The 25,694-nt window shown below is 63.0% G+C and carries 24 protein-coding genes; 6 read left to right on the forward strand and 18 right to left on the reverse strand.

All coding sequences use genetic code 11. The features are described from left to right. Positions 1-42: 42 nt before the first annotated feature. Positions 43-609, reverse strand: coding sequence for a DUF2017 domain-containing protein (locus tag LD110_RS04895; RefSeq protein WP_225497316.1), 567 nt, complete (start codon positions 607-609; stop codon positions 43-45). Next, positions 602-967, reverse strand: a complete 366-nt coding sequence (gene clpS / locus LD110_RS04900) for an ATP-dependent Clp protease adapter ClpS (protein ID WP_225496767.1) — start codon at positions 965-967, stop codon at positions 602-604. Before clpS ends, LD110_RS04895 begins: the two co-directional genes overlap by 8 nt. A 37-nt stretch (positions 968-1,004) precedes the next feature. On the opposite strand from clpS, the gene LD110_RS04905 reads away from it, so the two are divergent. Beyond that, on the forward strand, positions 1,005-2,333 hold the full coding sequence (locus LD110_RS04905; protein ID WP_225496769.1) for a nicotinate phosphoribosyltransferase: 1,329 nt from the start codon (positions 1,005-1,007) through the stop codon (positions 2,331-2,333). Then, positions 2,333-3,001 carry an isochorismatase family protein gene (locus tag LD110_RS04910; protein WP_225496771.1) on the forward strand — a complete coding sequence of 223 codons (669 nt, stop codon included), beginning with the start codon at positions 2,333-2,335 and terminating at the stop codon, positions 2,999-3,001. Before LD110_RS04905 ends, LD110_RS04910 begins: the two co-directional genes overlap by 1 nt. A gap of 22 nt (positions 3,002-3,023) precedes the next feature. Here the strand turns inward: LD110_RS04910 and LD110_RS04915 are convergent, their stop codons facing one another. The 9 genes from LD110_RS04915 to LD110_RS04955 all read right to left on the reverse strand — a co-directional run bounded on the left by LD110_RS04915 (position 3,024) and on the right by LD110_RS04955 (position 13,810). Next, on the reverse strand, positions 3,024-4,796 hold the full coding sequence (locus LD110_RS04915; RefSeq protein WP_225496773.1) for a DEAD/DEAH box helicase: 1,773 nt from the start codon (positions 4,794-4,796) through the stop codon (positions 3,024-3,026). Further along, positions 4,793-6,202 (reverse strand): MFS transporter, encoded by a 1,410-nt coding sequence (locus tag LD110_RS04920; RefSeq protein ID WP_225496775.1) that lies wholly within the window; start codon positions 6,200-6,202, stop codon positions 4,793-4,795. The genes LD110_RS04915 and LD110_RS04920 overlap by 4 nt, the downstream gene beginning before the upstream one ends. Next, entirely contained in the window at positions 6,202-6,540 is a 339-nt protein-coding gene (locus LD110_RS04925; protein ID WP_225497318.1) for a DUF3039 domain-containing protein, read from the reverse strand. The genes LD110_RS04920 and LD110_RS04925 overlap by 1 nt, the downstream gene beginning before the upstream one ends. Before the next feature lie 8 nt (positions 6,541-6,548). Then, entirely contained in the window at positions 6,549-7,331 is a 783-nt protein-coding gene (gene nagB, locus LD110_RS04930; protein WP_225497320.1) for a glucosamine-6-phosphate deaminase, read from the reverse strand. A 74-nt stretch (positions 7,332-7,405) separates the two neighbouring features. Then, positions 7,406-8,977 (reverse strand): transporter, encoded by a 1,572-nt coding sequence (locus LD110_RS04935; RefSeq protein ID WP_225496777.1) that lies wholly within the window; start codon positions 8,975-8,977, stop codon positions 7,406-7,408. Further along, a complete protein-coding gene (locus tag LD110_RS04940; RefSeq protein ID WP_225496778.1) occupies positions 8,959-9,876 on the reverse strand; it encodes an ABC transporter ATP-binding protein in 918 nt (305 codons plus the stop codon). Before LD110_RS04940 ends, LD110_RS04935 begins: the two co-directional genes overlap by 19 nt. Positions 9,877-9,896: 20 nt before the next feature. Further along, complete coding sequence (locus tag LD110_RS04945; RefSeq protein WP_225496779.1) at positions 9,897-11,000, reverse strand: NADH:flavin oxidoreductase/NADH oxidase; 1,104 nt, start codon at positions 10,998-11,000, stop codon at positions 9,897-9,899. Continuing rightward, positions 11,000-11,977 (reverse strand): tetratricopeptide repeat protein, encoded by a 978-nt coding sequence (locus LD110_RS04950; RefSeq protein WP_225496780.1) that lies wholly within the window; start codon positions 11,975-11,977, stop codon positions 11,000-11,002. The genes LD110_RS04945 and LD110_RS04950 overlap by 1 nt, the downstream gene beginning before the upstream one ends. Before the next feature lie 66 nt (positions 11,978-12,043). Beyond that, the gene (locus LD110_RS04955) at positions 12,044-13,810 is read right to left on the reverse strand and encodes a hypothetical protein (protein WP_225496781.1); all 1,767 of its coding nucleotides are present in this window, start codon (positions 13,808-13,810) and stop codon (positions 12,044-12,046) included. 193 nt (positions 13,811-14,003) lie between these two features. On the opposite strand from LD110_RS04955, the gene LD110_RS04960 reads away from it, so the two are divergent. Then, on the forward strand, positions 14,004-15,278 hold the full coding sequence (locus tag LD110_RS04960; protein ID WP_374200301.1) for an AI-2E family transporter: 1,275 nt from the start codon (positions 14,004-14,006) through the stop codon (positions 15,276-15,278). A gap of 36 nt (positions 15,279-15,314) precedes the next feature. On the opposite strand, the gene LD110_RS04965 is transcribed toward LD110_RS04960, so the two are convergent. Continuing rightward, a complete protein-coding gene (locus LD110_RS04965; RefSeq protein WP_225496783.1) occupies positions 15,315-16,112 on the reverse strand; it encodes an alpha/beta hydrolase in 798 nt (265 codons plus the stop codon). Positions 16,113-16,131: 19 nt separating this feature from the next. After that, positions 16,132-16,461: an ATP/GTP-binding protein gene (locus tag LD110_RS04970; protein ID WP_225496784.1), complete on the reverse strand. Its 330-nt coding sequence runs from the start codon at positions 16,459-16,461 to the stop codon at positions 16,132-16,134. Positions 16,462-16,783: 322 nt separating this feature from the next. Between LD110_RS04970 and nucS the strand changes: the two genes are divergently transcribed. The 3 genes from nucS to LD110_RS04985 all read left to right on the forward strand — a co-directional run bounded on the left by nucS (position 16,784) and on the right by LD110_RS04985 (position 19,424). Then, positions 16,784-17,479 carry an endonuclease NucS gene (gene nucS / locus LD110_RS04975; RefSeq protein WP_225496785.1) on the forward strand — a complete coding sequence of 232 codons (696 nt, stop codon included), beginning with the start codon at positions 16,784-16,786 and terminating at the stop codon, positions 17,477-17,479. A gap of 31 nt (positions 17,480-17,510) precedes the next feature. Next, positions 17,511-18,746: an N-acetylglucosamine-6-phosphate deacetylase gene (locus tag LD110_RS04980; RefSeq protein ID WP_225496786.1), complete on the forward strand. Its 1,236-nt coding sequence runs from the start codon at positions 17,511-17,513 to the stop codon at positions 18,744-18,746. Between the two features lie 474 nt (positions 18,747-19,220). Continuing rightward, on the forward strand, positions 19,221-19,424 hold the full coding sequence (locus LD110_RS04985; RefSeq protein WP_225496787.1) for a cold-shock protein: 204 nt from the start codon (positions 19,221-19,223) through the stop codon (positions 19,422-19,424). A 191-nt stretch (positions 19,425-19,615) separates the two neighbouring features. Here the strand turns inward: LD110_RS04985 and LD110_RS04990 are convergent, their stop codons facing one another. The 5 genes from LD110_RS04990 to atpD are packed head-to-tail and all read right to left on the reverse strand — an operon-like array spanning position 19,616 to position 25,628. Beyond that, entirely contained in the window at positions 19,616-22,147 is a 2,532-nt protein-coding gene (locus LD110_RS04990; protein ID WP_225496788.1) for a bifunctional lysylphosphatidylglycerol flippase/synthetase MprF, read from the reverse strand. Continuing rightward, entirely contained in the window at positions 22,144-23,439 is a 1,296-nt protein-coding gene (locus tag LD110_RS04995) for an alpha/beta hydrolase family protein (RefSeq protein ID WP_225496789.1), read from the reverse strand. Before LD110_RS04995 ends, LD110_RS04990 begins: the two co-directional genes overlap by 4 nt. A 6-nt stretch (positions 23,440-23,445) precedes the next feature. Next, positions 23,446-23,877, reverse strand: a complete 432-nt coding sequence (locus tag LD110_RS05000; protein WP_225496790.1) for a DUF2550 domain-containing protein — start codon at positions 23,875-23,877, stop codon at positions 23,446-23,448. 10 nt (positions 23,878-23,887) lie between these two features. Then, positions 23,888-24,172, reverse strand: a complete 285-nt coding sequence (locus LD110_RS05005; protein WP_225496791.1) for a F0F1 ATP synthase subunit epsilon — start codon at positions 24,170-24,172, stop codon at positions 23,888-23,890. Between the two features lies 1 nt (position 24,173). Beyond that, on the reverse strand, positions 24,174-25,628 hold the full coding sequence (atpD, locus tag LD110_RS05010; protein WP_225496792.1) for a F0F1 ATP synthase subunit beta: 1,455 nt from the start codon (positions 25,626-25,628) through the stop codon (positions 24,174-24,176). Between the last annotated feature and the right edge of the window lie 66 nt (positions 25,629-25,694).

Consider the following 25,694-nt stretch of genomic DNA (forward strand, 5'->3'; position numbering starts at 1 on the left):
CACATGGCATTTATGACCAGTTCAGGTGACAATGCACAAAACCTACGACTTGCGCTCCATCGCAGCCAGCATTGCCTGCACAAGGGACTCCTGAAGCCAGGTAGTGAAGTTGTAGACCAGGGCGAGGTAACTTTCCACGTCTTCGGCTTGCGACCAATCCTGCATCGTGTGGATGTGGTCGGCGTCTTCCTCGTCCCGGATATCCAGGCGCTCGGCCAGCACAAGGCGCACGTCGTTCAAGGCCCGGGACCAATGCCGGGCGTCCTCCGGAGACAGCACAAGGTCTTCCTTGTCCAGGCCCAGGGCCGTGGCACGCAGGGCCCCCACCTTGCTCTCCCGCAGCGAGCGTTCGGTGAGCTGGCGAAACTCAAGTGACGCAGCGGCGTCGTCCTTCATGACGTTGGGGAGCAAGCGCTGCAGCGCGCGGTCAGTGGGTTCCTTGACGTCCATATCCAGGCCGATGAGGGCTGCGAGCGGATCCTGGTCCGGACGTTCCTCCGGTTCCAACATGGAAATCACGTCATCCAGCAGGCCGCGCAGGAGTTCGCGTTCCGCGGGCTCCAGATGGCCGGTAATGCCTTTGAGTCCGTACTTGAAGGCCTTAGCCACGGCCACGCCGCCCTGCTGAATCGCCACTGGCGCTGCCGCCCGCTGCCTTCTCCACTGTGGCCCAGAGGCCGTAGCCATGCATCGCCACCGCGTGCTGCTCCACTTGTTCCTTACTGCCGTGGGCCACGATCGACCGGCCCTTTTTGTGGACTTCCATCATCAGTTTGTTTGCTTTCGATTCGGAATATCCGAAGTAGCTTTGGAAGACGAAGCTCACGTAGCTCATGAGGTTGACGGGGTCGTTCCAGATGACAAGGTTCCAAGGGACCTCCGGAGCCGCCAAAATACTGGTGGAAGACTGCTGTTCGGTGTCCGTGCGTTCCTCGATGTCGGTGCCAATCGCAACGCTAGGGGTCATCTGTCCATTCTAGGGCGATGCGCACTAGAGTGAATTCGTGAGTAGATCCGCCGCCTGGGACCACCCGCGCACGTCCCTCTACACCGACCACTACGAACTGACAATGCTTCAGGCTGCGCTCCATTCGGGGGCTGCCCACCGCCGCTCGGTCTTTGAGGCGTTCGCCCGCAGGCTGCCTGACGGCCGCCGCTACGGCGTAGTGGCCGGAACCGGGCGGCTCCTGGAGGGGATCGTCAACTTCCGTTTCAGCGACGAGGAGCTGGCCTTCCTCAAGGACAACGCAGTGGTCAATGCGGAAACATTGGACTACCTTGCCGACTACCGCTTCTCCGGTGACGTCTGGGGCTATGCGGAGGGCGAGGTCTACTTCCCGTACTCCCCCATCCTGATCGTGGAATCCACCTTCGCCGAAGCTTGCATCCTGGAAACGTACCTCCTGTCTGTGCTGAATCACGACAGCGCCATCGCCTCCGCGGCGTCACGCATGACCAGCGCGGCCCACGGCCGCCCATGCATCGAGATGGGCTCTCGCCGCACCCAGGAGGAGTCCGCGACGTCGGCCGCGCGGGCTGCGGTGATCGGCGGCTTCGCGAGCACCTCCAACCTTGAAGCGGGGCGGCGCTACGGCCTCAAGACCGTCGGCACCGCTGCCCACTCGTTCACGCTGCTGCACGACAGCGAACGCGACGCCTTCGAAGCGCAGATCGCCTCCATGGGTCCCGGCACCACGCTGCTCGTGGACACCTATGACGTCGAGAACGCGGTTCGGACCGCCGTCGAACTCGCGGGCGACAAGCTGGGCGCCGTGCGCTTGGATTCAGGCGACCTCGTTGCCCAGGCGCAATCTGTCCGGGAACTGCTGGACGACCTTGGGAACATCAACACACGGATCGTGGTGACCTCTGACCTCGACGAGTACGCCATTGCGGCCCTACAGTCCGCGCCGGTGGACGCCTACGGCGTCGGGACCTCACTCGTGACGGGCTCGGGAGCCCCGACGGCCAGTATGGTCTACAAGCTCGTCAGCAGGACAAACGACGACGGCGAGTACGTGTCCGTTGCGAAGGCGGCCAAAAACAAGATCAGCAAGGGCGGCAGGAAATATGCCCTCCGCAGGCTCGACGACCATGGCAAAGCAATGCAGGAGATCGTCGGGATTGGCCACCGCCCGCAGGACGACGGCAATGACCGCGCGCTCTTGCAGCAGTTCATGAAAAACGGCGAATTGATTCCCGGCTGGACAGGGCACGAGGGTGTGGTCCGGGCCGGCAAGCGCCACGACGATTCCATGGCCGAGCTCCCGTCGGTCATCAACCGGCTGCAGCGAGGAGAACCGGCGATTCCCACGGTCTTCGAGGAGGACTGATGTCACGGGCCCTGATCATCGTCGACGTACAAAACGACTTCTGCGAGGGAGGATCGCTGGCAGTCGAGGGCGGCGCCGCGGTGGCAGGCGCCATCAGCGAATACGTCGACGCCAACCACCGCCATTTCGACCACATTGTGGCCACCCAGGACTGGCACATTGAACCGGGGGAACACTTCGCGGACCAGCCCGACTTCATCGACAGCTGGCCCCCGCACTGTGTTGCGGGAACCCGGGGTGCGGAACTCCATCCCGAGCTGGACACCGAATACATCCAGGCATTCTTCCGCAAAGGACAGTTCGCAGCGGCCTACTCGGGGTTCGAAGGTGTCCTTACCCCGGAGGACGAGGTTCCCGCGGGCGGGGCGGCCATGGGCCGGTCCGCTGCTCCTCCCGGCGCCGGCCCCGCCGAGGACGCCGGGACGGACGAGGAATCAGCCAAGGACGCCATTGGCCTTGACGACTGGCTGCAGAGCCACGGCGTGGAGGACGTCGTCGTTGTGGGAATCGCCACCGACTATTGCGTGAAAGCCACAGCGCTGGACGCCGTGCAAGCGGGATACTCCGTGACGGTACTGCGAGACCTGACGGCCGGGATTGCACCGGACCTCAGCGAGACCATCGCCGAACTGGAACTCGGCGGCGTCGAGGTCGAAGTCTCCCACTGAGTCTCCTACTGAGCGGCGGGCCCTACTGCCGACCCACGAACCAGTCCCGCAGCTTTGCCAGCCGGGCCTTGAGTTCCGCCTCGCTTGCCTGGGCCACGGCAGGGCCACCGCAAACGTCCCTCAGCTTGTTGTGGATGACTCCGTGGGGCGTTCCCGTCCGGGCACTCCATGCCGACACATTCTTAGCCAGCTCATTGCGCAGGTCCATCAGCAGGCGGTGGTCCGGGACGGCCGGAGCATCGGATGGTGACTGCGCGGGCTTCTTCTTCCGGGACAGCTGCTCGTGCTGGCGCTGCCGAAGGAGCACGCCCACCTGCTCGGCGTCGAGCAGTCCGGGAATACCAAGGAAATCCAATTCCTCTTCGGAACCGATGTCTCCTCCGGTCCCGAACTCGCCGCCGTCGAAAAGTACACGGTCAAACGAGGCCTGCGAATCCAATGCCTCGAATTTGCCCTTGGTGAGCTGGTCCGAGGCCTTGTCCTCACGGTTGGCTTCTGCCATCAAGGACTCTTCGGCGTCGAACAAACCGTCCTCGTCCTGCTGCGGACGGTCAAGGGCGTGGTCCCGCTCCGCTTCCATCGAGTTGGCTAGGGCCAAAAGCGGCGGCACTGACGGCAGGAAGACGGACGCCGTCTCGCCGCGCTTGCGGGCACGCACAAAGCGTCCCACGGCCTGGGCAAAGAACAACGGCGTGGAAGTGGACGTTGCGTAAACACCAACAGACAGCCTGGGAACGTCAACGCCTTCAGACACCATACGAACGGCAACCATCCAGCGCTTGTCGCCGTCGGAATATTCCTCGATCTTGCTGGAGGCCTTGGCATCATCCGAGAGGATCACTGTGGGGGACTCCCCCGTAATCTTCTTCAGCTGCCCTGCATACGCCCGCGCATCCTCGTGGTCCGTTGCTATGACCAGGCCGCCAGCGTCCGGAACCGTGCGACGAACCTCGCTGAGCCGCTTGTCAGCCGCGGACAGCACGGCCGGGATCCACTCCCCGGCCGGATTCAGGGCAGTCCGCCAGGCCTGGGAGGTGACGTCCTTCGTGACAGCGGCCTCGCCAAGCGAGGCCGCCATCTCATCTCCGGCGCTGGTGCGCCACCGCATCTGGCCGGAATAGGCCATAAACAGGACTGGTCGGACCACGTGGTCGCGCAGGGCATTGCCGTAGCCATAGGTGTAGTCGGCCTTGGAACGCCGAATCCCTTCGCGATCCTCGACGTAGTCCACAAACGGGATGGGGGAAGTGTCCGAGCGAAAAGGCGTGCCGGTCAGCGCCAACCGTCGAACGGCAGGGTCGAACGCTTCCCTGAGGCCGTCGCCCCACGACAGCGCCTCGCCGCCGTGGTGGATTTCGTCAAGGATCACCAGCGTTCGTGCGGCCTCGGTTTTTGCCCTGTGCAGGAGCGGTTTGCTGGCCACCTGGGCATAGGTGACTGCCACGCCGATAAAGCCGCGGCCATGCTGGCCGTCCGAGTTCTTGAAGTTGGGGTCGATCGCGATGCCTACCCGGGCCGCGGCATCGGCCCACTGCCGCTTAAGGTGGTCCGTCGGCGCCACGATCACCACACGGTTGACGACCCCGGAATCGATCAGGATGGACGCCACGCGCAGCGCGAACGTGGTCTTGCCGGCGCCCGGCGTTGCCACGGCCAGGAAGTCCTTGGGCGCTCTCGTCAGATAAAGGTCCAGCGCTTCCTGCTGCCAGGCCCGGAGTTTGGGCGCCGTTCCCCAGGCTGCGCGTTCAGGATACGCCGGGGGCAGAACGGGTCCGCCGAATAGGGTCTCAGTCACGCCGACTCCACCTGCTTCGATTCGATCGCCTGGCCGGGTGCTCCGGCCGCCACCCGGCTTCGTGCAGCTGCCGGAATGCCCAGCAGGGCGATGGCCCCCAGCGAAACCCAAATAACCACAAAAACACCAATCTGTTCCGGATGTTCCGGCGCATGCAGGGCGGCAAAGACCGCCCCGGCACCGGCCGTACCTGCCACTGAGCCAAGCTGGTCTGCCAACTGCAACGAAGCAGAATTGCGACCGCGATCACTCGGTGACGAAAGCTTAAGGACGAGCACTGACGTTGTGGACAATGCCGCGCCCATCGCCAACCCGGCAACGGACCAGTCCAGCATGACCAGCCAGAGTGGAACGCCGGGCAGGGTCAGCAAGGCCAGGCTGCCGAGAGACAAGCCTGCAGCCAGCGTACTGGCCACCAGAATCCAGTGACGTTCAATCTTAGCCTTGCCCTGGGCGAATGCCCCGACGGACCACCCCAGCGCGCCGCCAGTCAGCGCCAGGCCGGCGAGGGCGGCGGGGAGTCCATGCACCGTGACAAGCATCAGTGGCACAAACACCTCGGCACCGAAAAAAGAAAGGGCCAGAATGGCCCGTGTCACCATGACGCTCGGCAATCCTTGCCGAATGGTGAAAACTCCGGGCGGCAGGAGCCGCGGGACGCCGACGACGACGGCTGCCGCACCGGCAGTGCCGACGGCGGCGGCCAGCCATCCGGGAACTCCGGAACCGCCCGCATGGAACGACCATTGGATTGCGAATACCCCCAGTGCGAGGATCAGCCCAAGCACACTGCGGCGCCGGCCGAAAGAAGCGTCCATGGTGGGTTGTGCCGGAGGCCTCAGACTACGCAGTCGCGGCCACAAAAGGAACAAGGCTGCGGCGATGATGGGAATGACGCCCAGGAAGACCCACCGCCAGCTGACGCTTTGCGCGAGGTAGCCCGATACGAGGGGCCCAATCAGTGAGGGCAGCACCCACGCAGCTGACATCCATCCGAAGACGACGGCCTGGGCCGCGCCCGGATAGGCCTCACCGATGATGACATAAAGCGCTACGATCAGGAACCCGCCACCGAGGCCGGACACTGCCCTTCCCAACACCATCGTCACAAAGGAAAAAGCCGTCCCGGACACCGCCAGTCCCCCACCCATGAGGAGGAGGCCAGCCAGAAGCGCGGCCCGTGGCCCTTTCAGGTCGCACCAAGCCCCAGCAGCCACAGTGGCAAGAAGGGACGCCGTTAGGAACAGGGAAAACGCCAGGCCGTAGGCCGACTCACCGCCAAGGTCCCTGGCCACTAGCGGCATCGCTGTGGTGACCGCCATCGCCTCGAAGGCTACACAACTGACGAGGGCAATGATGCCGATCGTCAGCGACCGGAAGGCGGGAGAAAGCGGTCCCGCCTCCACTACTTGGAGTTACCCGGGCCGCCCTTGTCCCCGCCTTCGTTGCCAGGGCGAAGGCCTTCGTAGATTTCCTTGCATGTGGGACACACAGGGAACTTGCGTGGGTCGCGGCCGGGAGTCCAAACCTTGCCGCACAGGGCAATGACCGGCTCACCCGTCATGGCGGACTCCATGATTTTTTCCTTGCGCACGTAGTGCGCGAATCGCTCGCGGTCGCCGGGCTCAAGTTCCTCCCGGAGTTCCTCGCGCTCGATGGTGGCGGTGGACGCTCCGGGACCGGAAAGCTCGCGCATGGGGTCGTTTTCGAAGGGATCCGGGGGCAGCGTAGTCATGCCATCCATCTTAGCCGCTAGAGTCCCTGCCACTTCGGCTTGTTGTCGAAGGTATGCCGATAGTAGTCCGCCAACTTGAGCGAGGAGGCAGCCGCCTCGTCGATCAGGATGGTGGCGTGCGGGTGGAACTGCAGTATGGATGCGGCGCAGATTGCTGCCACCGGCCCCTCCACGAAATCGCGGACTGCCTGCGCTTTTTGGGCGCCTGTCGCCACCAGGATCACATGCCGGGCGTCCATGATGGTGCCAAGCCCCTGGGTAACGACGTGGTGGGGAACCTCGCTGAGGCCTTTGAAGAACCTGGCATTGTCCTTCCGCGTCTGTTCGATGAGGGATTTGATGCGTGTCCGCGAGGTAAAGGACGACCCCGGCTCGTTGAAGCCGATATGGCCATCCGTTCCGACCCCGAGGATTTGGAGGTCCACGCCTCCAAGCTCAGTCATGGCGTCTTCATAGGCTTGGCACGCTGCCGGGATGTCCTCGGCTGAGCCATCGGGACAGTGGACGTTCTCCGGCTGGATGTTGATCCGGTTGGTGAATTCGCGACGAATGACCTCCCGATACGACTCCGGATGGCCTGGCGGGAGTCCCACGTATTCGTCAAGCGCAAAACCGTGTGCCTGGCTGAAGTCCAGTCCGCGCTCAGCGTGGCGGCGCACCAGTTCGTCGTAGATGGGCAACGGGGACGAACCTGTGGCGAGGCCCAGGACGGCATTGGGTTTGCGCCGCAACAGTGCTTCTATGGCGTCGGCCGCCAAACCGGCGATTTGACGGGTGCCAGGGAGGATAACAACTTCCAACGCCATGGCCTTTCTTTTGGACGGCGCACGCGGAGTCCGCCGTGTTGCTGTTGTTTAGAGGTTAGCGAGCAAGTTCACCTGTTTGCCGATAGCTCCGCGAAAAGCTCCGGCCCCCGGGCATCCAGCCATCGGCCACCCAGGCTAATACCGACCACGAACAGCACTGATCCAAGTACCGTCCCAAGCAGCAGGTTGATCCATCCGGCAACCCCTGTACCGGAAACCAATTGCCACACGAGGATCGCTGCCTCGGGCAGTACCAGAAGTGTCAGCACCAGCATCCCAATCAGTTGCACAGCGATGGTCTGGGCAACGTTACCCGGTGGTTTCTTGAACGGGCTTTCACCCGGCAGCGGAACCGCGACTGTGTAGCGGGCCGACACGACCGAAGACAGGCCAAGGCCCGACAACAGGACGCCGATTGCCAAGCCAAGCATGCCCGGCAGCAATTCCCACTGTGCGGCCATGGCCACCGAGCCAACCGTGAAAATCAGGGTCACGGGCAGCGCGAAGGACAGGCAGGCCAGGGCCCGGCCAAGCCTGTCATGCACTCCCCTGACACCGCTGGCAAGGTGCAAGGCAAAGGCAGTGCTGTCGTAGGACACATCCGCGGAGATGGACCACGCCAGGAGGAAGGCCGTCAAGGGACCAAGCACCAACAGTGGAGCGGATGTGCCGCTCTGACCCACGGGGAAGATCAAGAGGACAGGCAGCAACGGAACCACCACCAGGGAGCCGGCGTAGCGCGGGTCCCGGAGCCAGTAGTACAGCGCACGCGCTGCCACGGCTCCCGCAGGATGTGCAGGTAGCGCACGGAAAAGGCCGAGCCTGCCGCCCTTCCTGGCCGTACTCCCGGCGTAGGGAGGAGTGACGAGTGCCCGTTGCAGCAGGAAATGCCACGCCCCAAAGAGCACCGCCAACGTCAAGGCGGCCACAAGGAACTTGGCCAAGGACGCCAGTAAGTTGCCCGCAGCGAGGTCCGCCCCGAGAGACCAGGCGGCACCCAACGGAGTCCACGAAACCACCTCCGACAAGTCGATCAGGAAGCTTGCAGACTCTGAAACGCCCGACACTACGCCCGCGAAAATCGGACCGAGGAGCATTAGCGGAACGATGAACACTATGCTGCTGATGTCCTTGAACCGCCGCGAGGAAGCAAGGCTCGCGGTAGCCGTCGTCACCACTTTGGAGAGCACCACACAGGTCAGCGCCCCCATTGCGGCCCCTACCAAAGCACCAAAAGCGGCAGCGAAGCTTCGGCTCCAGGTAAAAACAGTTGCCAGGGAGACCATTGCGGTGGCGATGCCGGGCAGCCCGATGAAGCCGGCCAGCGCAAGTCCCGCCAGCAACTCACGCGCAGGAATTGCCGACGTCGTAAAGCGTGCAGGGTCAAGGGTCAGGTCGGCGGCCGACGCAACCAGGGGTACAAGGCTCCAGCCCAGCATGGCGGCGGCACCACCCAGGGTGACCGCAGCCGCTGCCACGTCCAAAGGCGCCCAGCGAAGGATGAAAAGTGCGAACACCAGGACGGCCACCACGCCCAAGGCGTAAAGCGAGCCGATGATAATGCCAACGAGTTGCCCGGGGCTGCGGCGGAATCCATTCAGGAGCAGCCGCCACTTCAAGCTCAGGAGGTGCGCAACCATTCCAGTCCCCCCGCACGATGACCTCCACCGACCAATTGCACGAACCTCTCTTCCAGGCTCGATCCGGCCCGCACTTCCTCAGTGCGGCCGGAAGCCAGGACCCGCCCGGCAGCGACGATGGCGACGTGGTCACACATCCGCTGCACGAGGTCCATCACGTGGCTGGATACGATCACCGTGCCGCCGGAGGCTACGTAACTGTCCAGGATGCTACGAATATTGGCCGCGGAAATCGGATCGACCGACTCGAAGGGCTCATCCAGCACCAGCAGTTTCGGGGCGTGGATGAGCGCGGAGGCAAGCGCGATCTTCTTGGTCATGCCGGCCGAATAGTCGACAACCATCGTTCCAGCGTCCTGCTGGAGGTCTAAGGCTGCGAGCAAGTCTGCCACGCGGGAACGGACAACGTCGCGGTCCATTCCGCGCAATAGGCCGGCGTAGGTCACCAACTGCTCGCCGCTGAGCCGATCGAACAGTCGCACGCCATCCGGCAATATGCCCATGAGGCGTTTTGCTTCCAGGGGATGGGCCCACACGTCCACGCCGTGCACATGCGCCGTACCAAAGTCCGGGCGAAGCAACCCCGTTGCCATTGAGAGCGTGGTGGTCTTACCCGCGCCATTTGGACCGACAACACCGTAGAAGGACCCCACAGGGACATCCAGGCTGATCCCGTCGACTGCGATCTTCCCGCCGAAACGCTTGGCGACTCCGCGCAGTGCAAGTGCCGGCACATGCGCGTTCTCCGGCAACGGCTCGGGGAGCCGAGCGTCTCCCTGCCGAGCGTCTCCCCGCCGCGCGTCCGCCTGTGGCGCTCCAATCTGCCGTGGCCCCTGCGGCGCAGGATCGCCTGACGGCTGCGCCGAATGAGGCGGGAAGGCAGAACCCTGGTCCGTCATGGCACAACCCTATCCCGGGATCAGAACACGTGCCGAGGTATGGCCCGCCGGTATTGGGGCGCCCACTCGAGGTCATGTCCAAGGCTGAAGGCCGCGCGCAGCCACCAATGCGGATCGCGCAGCGCTGCCCTGGCGATAAACACGGCGTCGGCCTGGCCTGTTGCCAATGAGTGTTCCGCCTGGGTGGCGGACGTCACCAATCCAACGGTTCCGGTGGCTACTCCGGCCTCGCGCCGGATCTTCTCCGAGAAGGCCGTCTGGTAGCCGAGCCCTACCGGAATGTTTTGATGAGGAACTGCTCCCCCACTGGACACATCCACTAAGTCAACGCCCCGCTCAGCAGCCGCCTTCGAGAGGCGCACCGACGCGTCAATGTCCACGCCGCCGTCGGCCCAGTCACTCGCCGAGATGCGGAGCAAGAGAGGCATACCATCCGGGATGGCGCCGCGGACCGCGTCAATCACGGCGAGGGTCAGGCGGTTGCGGTTCTCTTCGCTTCCGCCCCAGATATCGGTGCGGTTGTTGATCAGCGGGCTTTGGAACTGGTGGAGCAAGTAGCCGTGGGCGGCATGAATTTCCACGGTGTCGAATCCGGCGTCAACCGCACGCACGGCGGCCGAACGGAAGTCCTGGATGACCTTTCGGATTTCGTCCTCATGCATGGCGCGGGGCGCCCTGTAACCGTCGAATGCCTGGCTGCCGGGACCAATCGTCTCCCACCCGCCTTCCGCCGGTGGGACAGTCCCCTTGGACTCCGAAAACGGCGCGTAGGTAGATGCCTTCCGGCCGGCGTGCCCAAGCTGAATCCCGATCCGTGCACCTGCGGCGCTGTGCCGATGGACGAAATCCGTTATCCTGGCCCACGCGGATGCCTGCTGGTCGTTGTAGAGACCTGCATCCAAGGGACTGATGCGCCCTTCCGGACTGACTGCAGAAGCCTCCGTAAGGATTAGCGCAGCGCCGCCGGCGGCAAACGATCCAAGGTGCATAAGATGCCAGTCGTTCGGCACACCTTCGCCAGTTTCCGGCGGACAACTGTACTGGCACATCGGCGAAACCCACCCGCGGTGGGGAAGGGTTAAGGAGCGCAGCGTGAGCGGCGTGAAGAGGGCCGAGGATGCCATTAGAACAGAACCCTGGCCAGGTTCTGCCGTGCCTTCGCTACCCGCTCATCGGTGATGCCAACGACGTCGAACAATTCCAGCAAGCGCACGCGGGCCGTCTCTCGCTCGGGTCCGTGGTGGCGTCCGATGAACGCGACAATCCGGTTGAAGGCATCCTCCACATGGCCGCCGGATACATCCAGGTCTGCCACTGCCAACTGCACCTCAAGATTGTCGGCCTGCTCCGCCGCGCGCTGGCGAAGGGCGTCAGCCTCCGGGGCGGAAACCTTTTCCAGTCGTTGCATGAGCTCCACCTGGGCCAGGCCAGCCTTGGCTTCGGAGTCCGCCGGCATTTCGGCGAGAGCCTGCCGATAGGCAGCGGCTGCGGCGTCGTAATCGCCCGCTTCAATGGCGTCGAAAGCAGCCTGATGAAGTGGCGGAAGTGGCGGCGGCGCTGCAGCTTCCCCGGGCTGGGCGCCGCCAACGCTACCGGAGACTCCGTTTGCAGCTGCCACCTTGAGCAGTTCGTCCATCAGGGCACGGATCTCTTGCTCGGAAGCACCGCCCTGGAACAGCGGAACCGGCTGCCCCTTGACTACGGCAAGCGCTGTTGGCACCGCCTGGACTTGGAAGGCCTGGGCGAGCTGGGGGAAAGCGTCGACGTCGGCTGCCGCCAGGACAACCTTTCCGCCAAGGCCGGTGATGACCCGCTCCATGGTGTCCAGGAGACCCGAGGACTCCGGCGCGTATTGGGACCAGAGAACAAAAACCACCGGCACCTGCGCGGACAGCTGCACCAGGCTCTGGAAGTTGGCTTCCGTCGCGTCGACGCGAAGCTGCGGCGTCCCTTCCGGCGCACCACCGGCTTCGCCAGAGGCCGGAGATCCAGCCGTCGGCGCAGCCGGAGCAGGGCGGCGGAGCGAGGAAAGATCGACGGCGCCGCGCAGGTTGAGCGTGCTGGCGGCAGGTGGGGCGGGGCGTGATCCAGGCGAACTCATATGGTCCACTCTAGCCGCTGCCCCTGACGCTCCACCGCCGCCAGCCGGGTCTTTGTTGGGCGAGGCCTACTTGAAGCTGGCACCCACCAGGCCGCGCGTGGCGGCAACGAGCCGCATGGGATCCTTGGACCCCGCCGGCGGAACATAAACCGCAACGGACTCAGCAAAGTTCAGAACCATGCCGGTGCTCGTCTCTTTGCCACCCGCGAAGACCGCGGAGTCCTCATTGAGGACCAGCTTGTCGCCTTCCGCCTTCGGCGTGCCGTCAAAAGCGAACTCAAGCCGACCGATCACCAAAGCACCGCCGTCCGCCGTGCGGAAGACTTGGGTGTCGCCGTCCACCGGTTTGTGGGAGAAGGCAAAGGTTCCGTTTGCTCCGTTCTTGACCGTGTCCGCCTGGTACGCAAGCGTTCCGGAGATATAGGGCGACGACGAACTCTCCGTCAGCTTGTCCTTGAACGCCGAGTTGGGGTTGTTCAGTCGGTCGGCAAGCCCAGTGAGGGCATCCTTGCCGCTGAACTGCAGGTCTCCCTTGTCCCCGGGAGCCAGCGCCGACGTAGAGCCTGCCGGAATAGAGGGGAAGCTGGTTCCGGGCTGGAGGGGCGCCGAATTCCACAGCTTGTAGTTCTCACGCGGACCGGCCTGGACCAAGGTCAATACCTGTGGAACCACGTTGCCGTCGCCCTGGGTCACGGCTACAACGGTGCGCGGCCACTCCCGCTTGCTGCTGACCACCTTGGTTAGAAGCTTGCTGGCGCGGACGGGCATGCGGGCCTCGTAGCTGCCCACCTGGGAACGGATCTTGTAGTTCTGCGTCCGGACCTGCAGCTCCATACGGTCAACGCGCGGCTGCAGCTTGGCAGCGTCCTTGGCGGCGTCTCCGGCCGCGACTGCGCTGGCCACCTGTTCCAGGATGCGCTTAAGCTGCGCGTCGACTACCACTGGATCGCCCGAGTCCGTCCCAGCGTTTGCATCGGACGCCGACGGTGAGGGCTGCGGCGTCTTGCTGGCCTGCGCTCCGACGGCGGTTCCGCCTACCAGGACGGCCGCAAGGGCGGCAGCCACGGCGGACACGCGAAGGGACTTGCCAGGGCCACGGGTGGCGTCTCCCTGGTTGTGGTGGACGGTGGGCGCGGCCTGGGTGGGGATTGCAGCCGTGTGGTCGTCAGGTACCGGGCTTCCACCGGCGTCACCGGGGCCGTCCCCACCGCTGCCGCGGCGCGACAGCAGCCTACCGACGAACGGCAGGGCCGCTCCGGCAACAATGATCAGGATGCCAATGACAATGAGGGGTGCGGCCCAAGGCGTCGTCGCGTTATTGGGGAAGGTCATGGAGATCGACGACGGCGCCGCCTTGGTGCCGTCGCTGGCCAAAAGGAGCGACCACTCGCCGCCGGCCGGCGGGTTCCAGGTGTATTCGAGCTCACCGCTGGCGTTTTCGGTGGAGACCCAGAGATCGGATGCGGCAGGCGACGGGGCGGTCGCCTCGCCGTCAGCGTGCTCCACGCTAAGGGCCTTGTTGTCATCGGAGACTCCCGTGACCTTGTTGCGGGCTGTCTTGCCCACCCAGGCTTCCACGTCGTCGGGCCTTCCCGCCGCGAGGACGAAGTTGCCGTCACCCTTGATGGTGAACTTCACCGGACCACCGTTCAGGGTCCGCAACTTCGAGTCGATCACGGTCAGGGGGGCGGCCTTCGTGTCTCCGGGGGCCGTTGCTGTCACGGTCTCGGACGGGGCCCAGAAGGTCAACTGGCCGATGCCGGCCAGCAGTGTCAGCAGTCCGATCAGGACCAGCGAAACTGCAGTCTTCAAGCGCACAGAAATACCTATCATCAGCGGTGGTTGAACCTCAATAGTAACCGTTTCGTTACCAATCGCTCAGCCCGGGCCCCCCAGGGAGGCCTTATGGAACCTGCCCAACCCCCGCTTTACCCGCGAGATTACAGGCTGCTGATAGTGTTTGCGATGATCGTCACAACCCGCCACATTGGCGGCTGATTACGACACGTACCAGCATAGAAATCGAATGGACAAAGGCGGCAGAAGCGCAGTGACCGAGCAGCAGGATCCAACCCCGGCTGACCCAACGACACCCCGCGCTCCAGCGGCCCTTGCACGGGTCCTGCGCCGTCTCCGCCAACCCCTCCCGGGCGCGCAACCCAGGATTCGCTTCGAAATGCCTCCGGAGGACGTTGAACCTGCTCCAGCGGAGCATCACGCCGAGGCAGGCGATGGAACGCGTTTTGGCGCCCCCGGGCCGCGCATGTCCAAGCAGCACCCGCTTTACCTCGGATTTATGGGCACCGTCGGTGTTGGTGTGGCCCTGCTGGTCTATTACATCGGCACCACTACGGCACAACTGCTCCTGTGGATTGTGGCCGCATTATTCATAGCCCTGGGCTTGGATCCCGTAGTGCGATGGCTCGAAGCACGCAGCCTGCCACGGTCCGTGGGAATCGTGGTCAGCGTCTCTGTATTGATCCTTGCCGTCACCGGCTTTTTCGCAACCCTGATCCCAACCATCGTGGAACAGGTCTCTGAACTGGTGAAGCAAGCGCCGGAGTGGATCCGCAGCTTCCTGGACTCCGAATTCTTCCGCAATGTCGACCAGCAGTTCGGGGTCAGGGACCGCATCACCCAGGAGCTGGACAAGTTCGTTAAGAACCCGGAGGCAGTCGGGGGCATCTTTGGCGGAGTCGTGGGCTTCGGCTCCACTGTGGCCAACAGCCTTTTCGGAACCCTGATCGTCCTGGTCCTCAGCCTGTACTTCCTGGCGGCCTTGCCCAATATGAAGAAATGGGCTTATCGGCTGGCTCCCCGCTCCCGACGACCGCGTGTGGAAGCGCTATCGGAGGCCATTACCGCCTCGGTAGGCAATTATGTGATCGGCCAGGCCTGCGTTGCCCTGCTGAACGCGCTGTTCGCGTTCATTGTGATGTCCATCCTCCGCGTGCCTTTCTCAGTCCTCCTGGCCTTTGTGGTGGCATTGCTGGCGTTCATCCCCTTGGTAGGCGGAATGATCGCTGGGGTGGTGGTCATCCTTGTGGCGCTCACCCTCGGCTGGCAGACAGCCCTGATCTATGCCATCTGCTACTTCGCCTACCTCCAGTTCGAGGCCTATTTCGTTTCGCCGCGCATCATGCAGCGGGCCGTCGCGGTGCCAGGCGCCGTCGCGGTAATTTCGGTCATCGCCGGAGGCAGCTTGCTCGGAGTACTGGGCGCACTAATCGCCATTCCGACGGCGGCCGCGATCATGCTCCTTATCAAAGAGGTCTACATCGTCCGCCAAGACCGGCATTGATGATCAGGACCAAAACGCGCAGGACCTGATGGTCGGCTAAGCCGCAGTGGCCACGGGACCGGACCATACCTGCGGCAGTCCGGATGCCCCTGAGCCGGCTTCCGTCACATCATCGACAAGTTCGTTGAGGACACGTCCGGCGTACTTCTCCCCGATCCACAGATGTTTAGCACCGGCCACGCCAACCACCCGTGCCTGCGGCACCAGGCTGAATCTGGAGGCAGCTTCCTCGGGCTGGAGATAGTCGTCAAACTCAGGGACCAGAACTGTCAGCGGCTTCCCCGAGGCACCCCATTCCTTAAGGTGGACATCGGTGGCGCGGTGCAGCGGCGGGGAGAGCAGGATGGCGCCTTCCACCTGGGCGGCAACGGGATCCACCGCGCCGTACATCAGGGCAAGCTCGGTACCAAAGGACCATCCAACCAGCCAGCGGTTGGGCAAGCCACGGTCCACCGCGAACTGCACAGCTGCCTCAACATCGTTGCGCTCACCAATGCCTTCCTCGAACTGCCCTTCGCTGGTTCCGCGCGGTGAGTGCGTACCACGGGTGTTGAACCTCAGCACGGCGACGCCGGCCAGGGCCGGCAAGCGGTAGGACGCCTTGCGATAGACGTGGGAATCCATAAAACCGCCGTGGGTCGGCAGCGGGTGGAGAGTGATCAAAGTGGCAGTGATAGGACCCGACTCCGGCAAGGCAAGTTCCCCAACAAGCCGCTTTCCGTCCGCCGTCGTAAATTCCACGTTCTCACGGCGGGCCGGAAGGACAGTGGCAGCCCGGATGGGGGTGGGCTCCGCGGGCTGGGAAAACACAAACGAGGCGGGGTCGAAAGTCATGCCTTCAAGCCTACGGGACTCAGCGATACCGGTAATTGCGGCCGTTCCAGCAGTTGCTGTGCCAATGCCGCCGCTCCGCCAAGCCTGCAGCCTCACCGAACAGGTGGTCGTCGGACCAGACAACAAGATGCGCGATTCCGGGCAGGATGGCCGTGGAGCACCCCGGGCAGATGTACTCCTTCTCGGCGTTGCGCGCCGTCATGGTGCGCACCATCCAGTCTCCGTCGGGCGCGCTTTCGCGCCGGGCGATCCCCGCCCGCGCACGTTCCAGGTCAAGGTCGGGAACGTCGCCGTAATACTTGGAGCTTCGGCCCGACGACGGCCGGCGGGGTCGATTGGAGCGGGGCATGCTCCCATTCTGCCCCGAGTCAGCTGCCAGCGCTGTCCAGCCCGCCGCGCCACTGCACCCCGACCACTCCGTCCGACCACTCCGCCTGGCCGCACCACGGCACCCCGACCACTCCGCCTGGCCGCACCACGGCACCCCGACCACTCCGCCTGGCCGCGCCACGGCACCCCGACCACTCCGCCTGGCCGCGCCACGGCACCCCGACCACTCCGTCCGGACATTCCGTCTGCACTCTCCCCCTGTCCGCGGCACAGGCCAGCGGCAGCTGCGTGCAACGCGTCGATGACGGTTTGAAGCCTTTGATGCCGGTAATGTAGGTCCGGTGCGACTTGTCATTGCCCGATGCTCCGTTGATTACGTGGGCCGCCTGAAGGCCCACCTGCCGCTCGCCAAGCGACTACTCCTTGTTAAGGCAGATGGCTCGGTGCTGGTTCACTCTGACGGAGGCTCGTACAAGCCCCTCAACTGGATGAGTCCCCCTGCCACAGTGCGCGTCACCATGCCCCATGAAGCAGAGCTCGAAGACGGCGTTGTTGAACAGTGGACGGTGCAGTCGGCAAAGTCGGATGACCGGCTGATTATCAACATCCACGAGCAGATCCACGACACGTCCCACGAACTCGGCAGCGACCCCGGACTCATCAAGGACGGAGTTGAAGCCGACCTCCAGCGTCTTCTGGCGGAGCAGATCGAGACTCTAGGCGAAGGCTACAGCCTGATTCGACGGGAGTACTTCACGGCTATTGGACCGGTGGACATCCTTGCCCGCGACGCCAACGGGGCCACTGTCGCCGTCGAACTTAAGCGGCGGGGCGACATCGACGGCGTGGAGCAACTGACGCGCTACCTGGAACTCTTGAACCGCGACCCCCTGCTGGCTCCGGTGCGGGGCATCTTTGCCGCCCAGCAGATCAAGCCACAAGCCAAAGTCCTGGCCACGGACCGTGGGATCGACTGCATCACCCTTGACTATGACGCCATGCGCGGCGTGGACGACAGCGAGTCGCGGCTGTTCTGACCGGCGTGTGCCGCACCCCTAAAATCGATTCATGACTGCCCTCAGCCAGGCCCCTAACCCTTCCGATGTCCGACGGATTATCACCGGGACCATAGTGAGTGACGGCGCACTCGTGGAGGATGCGCTCCTGGCGGTCGACGGCGACCGAATTGCGTACGCTGGCCCTGCCGCGGACTTCGACGCATCCGGCTTCGAGGGGACCGAACGGCACGACCTTCCGGCCAAGCGGTACATCCTTCCCGGACTGGTGGACCTTCACTGCCACGGCGGCAACGGCGGTGACTTCCCCAGCGGCGACGAGGATTCCGCTCGGCAAGCCTTGAGTTTCCTCCATGCCTCCGGCACCACCACGCTACTGGCCAGCATGGTGACCGCCCAACGCGAGGACCTGCTTCGCGGAATTGAACTGTTCGTCCGCCTCGCAGAGGAAGGCCTCGTCGCCGGCATCCACCTCGAGGGACCGTTCCTGTCGCATGCGCGGTGCGGCGCCCAGAATCCGGCGTACCTCCTGGACCCGCACCTTGGCCTCATGGAAGAGCTGGTGACAGCAGCTGCCGGGAAGCTCGCCACAATGACTTATGCCCCGGAACTCCCCGGAACTGCCGCCTTGGTGGACCTTATGACTTCCCATGGCGTGACCCCGTCGCTCGGCCACACGGATTGCGACGACGCAACAGCGGCTGCCTCGCTGGCCGCCGCTCGGGAGGGCCTGGAGTCCGCAGGGTTCGACGGCGTCAGCTCACTGCCAACCGTTACTCACCTTTTTAATGGAATGCCTCCGCTGCACCACCGTTCACCGGGACCCATTGCCGCTTGCCTGCGTGCGGCACAGCAAGGACGTGCAGTGCTTGAACTCATTGCGGACGGCACACACTTGGACCCCGCTACGGTGGCTACGGTGTTCCAGCTCGTAGGGTCTTCCAACATCGTGCTGGTCAGTGATTCGATGGCCGCCGCAGGCCTTGCCGATGGCAACTACATGCTGGGACCGTCGCCGGTCACAGTCGCCAACGGCGTGGCCACGCTCGATTCAACTGGCGCCATTGCGGGCGGCACCGCCACGATGCTCGATGTCGTCCGCCACGCCGTGCGAGCCGGAGTGGACCTGACAGACTCCGTTCGCTCGGCCAGCAGCGTTCCAGCCGCAGTCCTTGGACTCGAAGACGAAGTCGGCGGGTTGCGGCGCGGGCTCAGGGCTGATGCCGTAGTACTCAGTGAGGACCTGGAGCTCGCCGCGGTCCTGCGAATGGGTGAATGGCTCGCGTGAACCGGTCAGTTTAACTAAACGCGGCACAACACCGATGCCTGCGCTAGGCGTTCATCTTTAGGGAAGGCGAGTTCCTGCATCACTTTTTAACTGCCAAGGCTTGGCTTTGATTCGGCATGTTGCTGAACGTGGGCTAATTCAATCAAACTTCGAATTTGGCTTTCCCATGCGGAACGCAGCCCGGCGACAACGGTCATATTTGACCGCTTTGCGGAACAAGCCGGATTAACCTCCTCTTTACACAATTTTTGTGGCTTTTTTTCCTTAGACCGTTGACCTCATGCATCCCCCATGAAAGTCTTGTACCAGTCTTTGTGTAGGTGTTTTTCATGCTCGCAAGACGTGTTGCGAGCGTGGAGCTTGTGCAACACCAGCCAGTTGGACTGGATGGGGGCCATGTCTTCTCGCGAAGTAACGGAGGTCGGTACGAGGTGTGCCTGACCAGGCAAGTTCCACAATGAGGAGATAAAGAGAATGGCACTCGGAACCGTCAAATGGTTCAACGCTGAAAAGGGCTTCGGCTTCATCACCCCTGACGAGTCTGAAGGCGACGTCTTCGTTCACTACTCCGAGATTCAGTCCAACGGCTTCCGGACGCTTGACGAGAATCAGCGCGTTCAGTTCGAAATCGGCCAGGGTGCCAAGGGCCCCCAGGCCACTGGCGTCACCGTTATCTAGCCTGCCAATTCACACCGGGCGTCAATCGTCGGTTAGCGAATTATCAGCATGCTTCAAAAGAGGGTTCCGGCTCAGCCGGGACCCTCTTTTGTCCTTGGCTAAATCAAAGCCATAGGTTCAGGCGGTGCCTATTGGAAGGTTGCGTCGAAACTTTTATTCACAGCCAGTCATGAATGTTTACAAGTTCGTCATTATTCCGGTTGCGCCACAAGCTTCCGCAATAGCCTGGCGGTGTGGCGCACTGAAAGCCCTGGAAGGTAGGCCTGGCTAAGCGCACGACCCATGGCTGGCAGCTGGAGCGGATCGTGATAGTAGAGGTATAGCGTCCGGTAGTCCGGCTTGAACCGGGATTTGAAGCTTGCCAGCGAGCGGAAGCCATAGACGGGCTCCAGGGCGTGGCCTACCAGGTTGAGGATGCCCTTCAGCCCCTCAGCACTCAGCTCTGCCTCGCGGTCCTCCTGCGCCAGGGGCGAGCCCGACAGGGAGATCATCTCCACATTCACACGTAGTTCCAGTACCGCAGAGGCAATCAGGAACTCCATCACTCCGGGGAATGCGTCACCGCGCCGCCGCATGAAGTCAAGGGTCCAACTCACTACAGTGCCGCCGTCGAACACTGGGAGCCAACTGGTCACGCCATAAACGAACCCATGATCATCCACTGCCAGGCAGCACAGCACATCGGGGTCCATCAGTTCATCCAGCCCGCCAAGGGTGAAACCCATTTCCGGTACCGCCTTTTGGGCCGCCCATTCCTCGGAGACTTCACTGAGCTGCGTCTTAAGGTGCTGCGGTAAGTGTGTATAGCGGGCCCAAACTGCCTTCACGCCCATTTTCGCGGCCCGGTTGAGTGCTGTCCGCACGTTCTGCCATTCCTTGCCCTTGAACTCAAGGTTCCGGATGGCCAATCTCGTCTCCTGCGCCACGGGCAGCCTGTGGAAACCCCGTCCACGAAGCAAAGGCCAAAGTTCATCCGTGCACGAGTACAGGCACGGAACCAGGGCGTGGCTGGCACAGTACTCCAGGAACTCCTCGGTGGCGGACAGCCGCCGGCTCTGATCCCCGAATGGACCTCCCAGGGTCAGCGCAACGTTACCGTGCTGCTGGTAGGCGATTCCTGCGTCCTTTGTCCGGTTAAACCAATACTTGTTTGGTTCCCAAAGTGCCATCCAGGAGAGTGAATCACCGCCTTGTTTGACGAGGGCGCGCGCAGCGTGGCGGCTTTCCTCACCTGCCAAGGCCGGATGATGCCGCCGGAGGAAAAGGATCCAGACGCAAACCAGGACGATCAGCCAGAAAAGAATGCCACTCCACGCAAAGAGGAACGACTCCATCACATTCCGGTCGTCAAACACTCTCTTATAGGTGCCTGGGATCGGAACCGGCAGGTATTGGCGGGCGAGCTCAGCAGCGAGACCCATCCAGCCGCCGTCGCGGGCCAACCCACCAGCGGCAAGCCAGGACGCGCTATAGCTGCCGGCCAGCAAAAGCCAGGACCCAGCAACAACCAGCGTCACCCTTCGTCGAAGCACGGAAGCCGATTCCACCCGGAAATGTCCCCTGAAAATGAACAACAGCACCGCCAGGACCAGGGGAACCAGAACCAATGGGAGGATATGGGCAAAACCCGAGCTCAGCACGGCTGTATGCGGCCGGTTCGGATAATGGGGTATGCGCGCAAAGAGCGCCAGGTACACGGCGGATAGTGCCACCACCGCAAGCTGAACGCCAATCGCTATCCGTACCGCCATCCGGCGTCCTCGCCGCATGCCGTCAGCACAAATCAACAGGAGAACCATCGGAACAACAGCCAGGGCAAGTCCAAGGGGCCCCGAGTAGCCCTGCCTGCCAAGCTCGAGACAGCTGGCGTCAACCGTTCCGCCGCAATTCACTTCTAGCTGGTTCAACGTCGGAAGCGGATTCACGACGACGTCGCGCAGTAGCGCCAGGGGGCCTGACGGGCTTTTTGCCACAGTTGTCAGGATCGGACCAACGGCAAAGATGCCAACGGTAAGCGACAGGAGGTTGCGGACCTCCCTGCCTGTGGATCGGTGGTGCAGGTACAGCGTGCCCTGGTCGCTTTGGATCCACCATCCCGCCGCAAGTCCTGTCACAGCCCCAAGGGCTCCCATAACGGTCTCCGCATGGCCCACATACAACACGAGCAGCAGGGCCACAGACACGACCAATGCGCGTAAGCGACGCTGCCACAGAGTAGGAAGTAATGCGCTGGCCGACAGTCCAGCGGCAACCACAGCGGCATATGGGCCAATCAATTTGGTGCCAGTCATCGCACCCAGCCAGCCGTCGTCGCCGTAGCGAGCCAGCTGTGTGATCAGCAGGAATAGCGTGACACAAACGAACTGCCCGCCGAAGAACGCAACGGCGGCCTTGCTGGTGCCCAGCTGCCGCTCTGCCAGGCCAAGCAGGAAGAGGATCATCAATGCGGCTGACAGGTATGCCAATGGGTTCGTGGCGAAGAAGAGCGATGTCCAGATGGACCACCACTCCCCCGCTTTGAGACCGGAGAGGCTTACCCCTGCGTGGTTGAGGATCGACTCCGGCGGACCGCTCAGGAAGCTTCCCGTCACGGCGCCTACCAGCAGGAAGACACCAAGTACCCCAAGCGTCAGCGGTGTCGAACGGAAGTGGCTGCCGGAACGCTGGACAGCGGAACGAACGACGTCGGAGACTGATACCGCGCGGTCGGTTGTTGCCGTCATCCCTGCACTCCCCAGCGAGCGGCGAGGAAATCCAGGGCAGCCTGCATTCCCTTGGCTGGTGTTTCCCACGAGTGGCCGGCGTTGGGCACTTGCCGGGCTTCGACGTCGAACCCGGCCTTCCTGGCAGAGTCGGCAAGCAAGTTCATGTACGCAATAAATTCGGGATCCCGGGAGCCGACCGCAAAATACGCGGCCTTGCCGGAGAATTTCTGCTTTTCCATAACGCCCAGCGGAGTCTGCGACTCGAAAGCCGCGGTATCTTCGCCGAACGAGGCCTCGATGGTCTTGCGGCGCTCCTTGGCCAACGCAGGTTCTTTCTCACTGGAAAAAGCGAGGATTGACGGGTAGACGTCCGGATGCCTGGTCCCCATCTGCATGGCGCACGTACCGCCGAAGGAGAAGCCACCTACCGCCCACTGTTTCGGATCCTGATCCACATCAAGCGTGCCCCGGATCCAGCTGGGTACGTCCCGGGACAGGTAGGTATCGGCACGGGCAATCTTGCTGTCCATGCACAAAGTATTTCCGTTTGGAGTTCCATTGGGGTCCACCACCACAACAACGGGAGCTACTCCCCCGTGGCGAGCTGCGAAACGGTCCATCTGTGAGCGAAGAGCGCCGCCAGTCAGCCAGTCGGCCGGAGCCCCGGGTTGGCCCGCGAAGAGCACCAGGACGGGAAGTTTTGGCCTGTTGTTCGCCAAGTATGCGGGAGGCAGGTATACAAACGCATCCCGGGCTGCAAATCCGGACTCAGTCCCCGGAATCGTGGCCTTCCTCAGGGTGCCATTCGATGGCATATCACCCGTGGCCTGCCATTGGCGGACAGTCACGGAAGTGCCTGGGCCGTGCCGTTTCAAGGAGTCTTCCAAGGGGCCAATCCGCGCCACAGCAGTCCCGGTAACGTCCGCCACTGTGTGGTTGAGGCCAAAATAGGCGTTTATCTGAACGGCACTGAGGAGTACCACTCCCGCTGCGGCCGCGATGGAAGCAACACGTCCTCGCCATGACGAACGCGGAAGGCGCAGGATTGCAAGCAGAAGGGCTGCAACCGGTGGAACCGACCATGCAAGAACTTCGCGGGGAAGTTCCTCAGGGAACGTGGAGAAGACGTAGATGAGGAGCCAATGGACCAGCCAGATAATGCCGACGGCGGCTGCGGCAGCCGCGAGAATCACGACCAGCCACATTCTGCGCCGCCTCCAGAGGAGATAGGCGGAGCCCGAGACACCGGCGGCAATCGCGAGCCACAGGACGGGTCCATCCACCAGGCTGATGTCTGAAATGAAATCCATGGCTGTCTAGCGCCAGGTGCCGACACCGATAACCGGTCCGGCCTCGAGCCAGGATGACAACCCGGCATAAGCATCGAAATTCATGGCGAGCAGGAAGGAAGTGCCCTCGTGCCGCAGTTCGACCACTACAACGTCGGGCTGGACTTTCACCAGCTCCTCGTCAGTTGGCCTTCGCCGGCCCAGCAACTCCAGGGAGCTGCGCCGAAAGCGATGCAAGGGCCGGGGGCTCAGGGACAGGAGCCGAAACCATTCCAGCTCAGTGTCCTGATAACGACAAACCCCCATCTGCCAGCTGTTATCAGCCATGCAAATGGAGGCGTCGACCGTGCCTAGGGCGCGCCGCAGATTGAAGCGGCGCACCCCAAATAGGCACAGTGTAAAAACAAGCAACGCAAGGGCCGTTGCCAAAGCGATGAACGGAATAGCAGAATCGTCCATCAAGGTCTTGCTATCGGATCCCTGCTGTAGCCGCGTCGCCCAATTTGGCGTTGTCAGCAACAATGACCACACGGTTGTTGTCTACGGAGAAGAATCCACCGTCGACCTCAACGTGAATGCGGTCACCGGAAACCGGCTGGATCGCCAGCTCGCCAGCGGCCATGATGGCCAGCAGCGGCGAGTGACCCGGCAGGATTCCGATTTCACCATCAGTGGTGCGGGCCTTTACCATCTTGGCCGCGCCGGACCACACGAAGTGGTCCGCCGCGACGATTTCGACCTCGAGTTCAGCCATGTTACTTGGTCTGTTCCTGGATCTTGGCCCAGTTGCGCTCGACGTCGTCGAGGCCACCGACGTTGAAGAATGCCTGTTCGGCGACGTGGTCCAGGTCACCATCGCAGATGGCGGTGAAGCCTTCGACGGTGTCCTTGATGGAGACCGTGGAACCCTCCACACCGGTGAACTGCTTGGCGGTGTAGGTGTTCTGCGACAGGAACTGCTGGATGCGGCGTGCACGCGAGACAACGATCTTGTCTTCTTCGGACAGTTCGTCAACACCAAGGATGGCGATGATGTCCTGAAGTTCCTTGTTCTTCTGCAGGATCTGCTTGACCCGAACCGCCGTGGTGTAGTGGTCCTTGCCAATGTACTGCGGGTCAAGGATACGGGACGTGGACGTCAGCGGGTCCACGGCCGGGTAGAGACCACGGGAGGCGATTTCACGGGAAAGTTCCGTGGTGGCGTCCAAGTGGGCGAACGTGGTGGCCGGGGCCGGGTCGGTGTAGTCGTCGGCGGGCACGTAAATGGCCTGCATGGACGTAATCGAGTGACCCTTGGTGGACGTGATGCGCTCCTGGAGGATACCCATCTCGTCGGCGAGGTTCGGCTGGTAACCCACAGCAGACGGCATACGGCCGAGCAGGGTGGACACCTCAGAACCTGCCTGGGTGAAGCGGAAGATGTTGTCGATGAAGAGCAGCACGTCCTGCTTCTGCACATCGCGGAAGTACTCCGCCATGGTCAGGGCGGACAGGGCGACGCGCAGACGCGTTCCCGGCGGTTCGTCCATCTGGCCGAACACAAGCGCGGTGTCCTTCAGAACACCGGCCTCTTCCATTTCAACCCAGAGGTCGTTGCCTTCACGGGTACGCTCGCCAACACCGGCGAATACGGAAGTACCACCGAAGTTGCGGGCCACACGGGTGATCATTTCCTGGATGAGCACGGTCTTGCCGACGCCAGCACCTCCGAAGAGGCCGATCTTGCCACCCTTGATGTACGGAGTGAGGAGGTCGATGACCTTGATGCCGGTCTCGAGCATCTCAGTGGACCCCTCGAGCTGCGCGAAGGAGGGAGCCTTGCGGTGGATCGGCCAGTGGTCGTCAGCCTGGATCTCGGACTCGGCAACGTCCAGCGGCTTGCCCAGCACGTTGAAGATGTGGCCCTTGACGCCGTCACCCACGGGAACGGCGATGGGAGCGCCGGTGTTCTTCACGGACGTACCGCGGACCAGGCCGTCGGTGGCCTGGAGAGAGATAGCGCGGACGAGGTTGTCACCCAAGTGCTGGGAGGTCTCGAACGTGATGGTCTTGGTTACACCGCTGAGGGTCACCTCAGTGGTGAGGGCGTTGTAGATCTCGGGGATTGCGTCGGCCGGGAATTCGACGTCGACAACCGGGCCAATGACACGGGCAATGCGGCCGGTGGCACCGGCCGTTGCGGCTACGTGCTCGGTAGCGGTGGCAGTCATCTCTCTCACTTCACTCAGTTAGATGGCGTGGGGTTAAGTTTATCTGTTGGTGCAGGTGGCTCTCGC

This window comes from Arthrobacter sp. M4, from assembly GCF_020251205.1.
In the GTDB taxonomy this organism is placed as follows: domain Bacteria; phylum Actinomycetota; class Actinomycetes; order Actinomycetales; family Micrococcaceae; genus Arthrobacter.

Excerpts from the sequence above, each read along its gene's own strand:
- clpS (WP_225496767.1), bottom strand. The coding sequence starts at position 967 with ATGACCCCTAGCGTTGCGATTGGCACCGACATCGAGGAACGCACGGAC.
- LD110_RS04910 (WP_225496771.1), top strand. The coding sequence starts at position 2,333 with ATGTCACGGGCCCTGATCATCGTCGACGTACAAAACGACTTCTGCGAG.
- LD110_RS04925 (WP_225497318.1), bottom strand. The coding sequence starts at position 6,540 with ATGGATGGCATGACTACGCTGCCCCCGGATCCCTTCGAAAACGACCCC.
- LD110_RS04935 (WP_225496777.1), bottom strand. The coding sequence starts at position 8,977 with ATGGTTGCGCACCTCCTGAGCTTGAAGTGGCGGCTGCTCCTGAATGGA.
- LD110_RS04940 (WP_225496778.1), bottom strand. The coding sequence starts at position 9,876 with ATGACGGACCAGGGTTCTGCCTTCCCGCCTCATTCGGCGCAGCCGTCA.
- LD110_RS04945 (WP_225496779.1), bottom strand. The coding sequence starts at position 11,000 with ATGGCATCCTCGGCCCTCTTCACGCCGCTCACGCTGCGCTCCTTAACC.
- LD110_RS04950 (WP_225496780.1), bottom strand. The coding sequence starts at position 11,977 with ATGAGTTCGCCTGGATCACGCCCCGCCCCACCTGCCGCCAGCACGCTC.
- LD110_RS04955 (WP_225496781.1), bottom strand. The coding sequence starts at position 13,810 with ATGATAGGTATTTCTGTGCGCTTGAAGACTGCAGTTTCGCTGGTCCTG.
- LD110_RS04960 (WP_374200301.1), top strand. The coding sequence starts at position 14,004 with ATGGACAAAGGCGGCAGAAGCGCAGTGACCGAGCAGCAGGATCCAACC.
- LD110_RS04965 (WP_225496783.1), bottom strand. The coding sequence starts at position 16,112 with ATGACTTTCGACCCCGCCTCGTTTGTGTTTTCCCAGCCCGCGGAGCCC.
- LD110_RS04970 (WP_225496784.1), bottom strand. The coding sequence starts at position 16,461 with ATGCCCCGCTCCAATCGACCCCGCCGGCCGTCGTCGGGCCGAAGCTCC.
- LD110_RS04980 (WP_225496786.1), top strand. The coding sequence starts at position 17,511 with ATGACTGCCCTCAGCCAGGCCCCTAACCCTTCCGATGTCCGACGGATT.
- LD110_RS04985 (WP_225496787.1), top strand. The coding sequence starts at position 19,221 with ATGGCACTCGGAACCGTCAAATGGTTCAACGCTGAAAAGGGCTTCGGC.
- LD110_RS04990 (WP_225496788.1), bottom strand. The coding sequence starts at position 22,147 with ATGACGGCAACAACCGACCGCGCGGTATCAGTCTCCGACGTCGTTCGT.
- LD110_RS04995 (WP_225496789.1), bottom strand. The coding sequence starts at position 23,439 with ATGGATTTCATTTCAGACATCAGCCTGGTGGATGGACCCGTCCTGTGG.
- LD110_RS05000 (WP_225496790.1), bottom strand. The coding sequence starts at position 23,877 with ATGGACGATTCTGCTATTCCGTTCATCGCTTTGGCAACGGCCCTTGCG.
- LD110_RS05005 (WP_225496791.1), bottom strand. The coding sequence starts at position 24,172 with ATGGCTGAACTCGAGGTCGAAATCGTCGCGGCGGACCACTTCGTGTGG.
- atpD (WP_225496792.1), bottom strand. The coding sequence starts at position 25,628 with ATGACTGCCACCGCTACCGAGCACGTAGCCGCAACGGCCGGTGCCACC.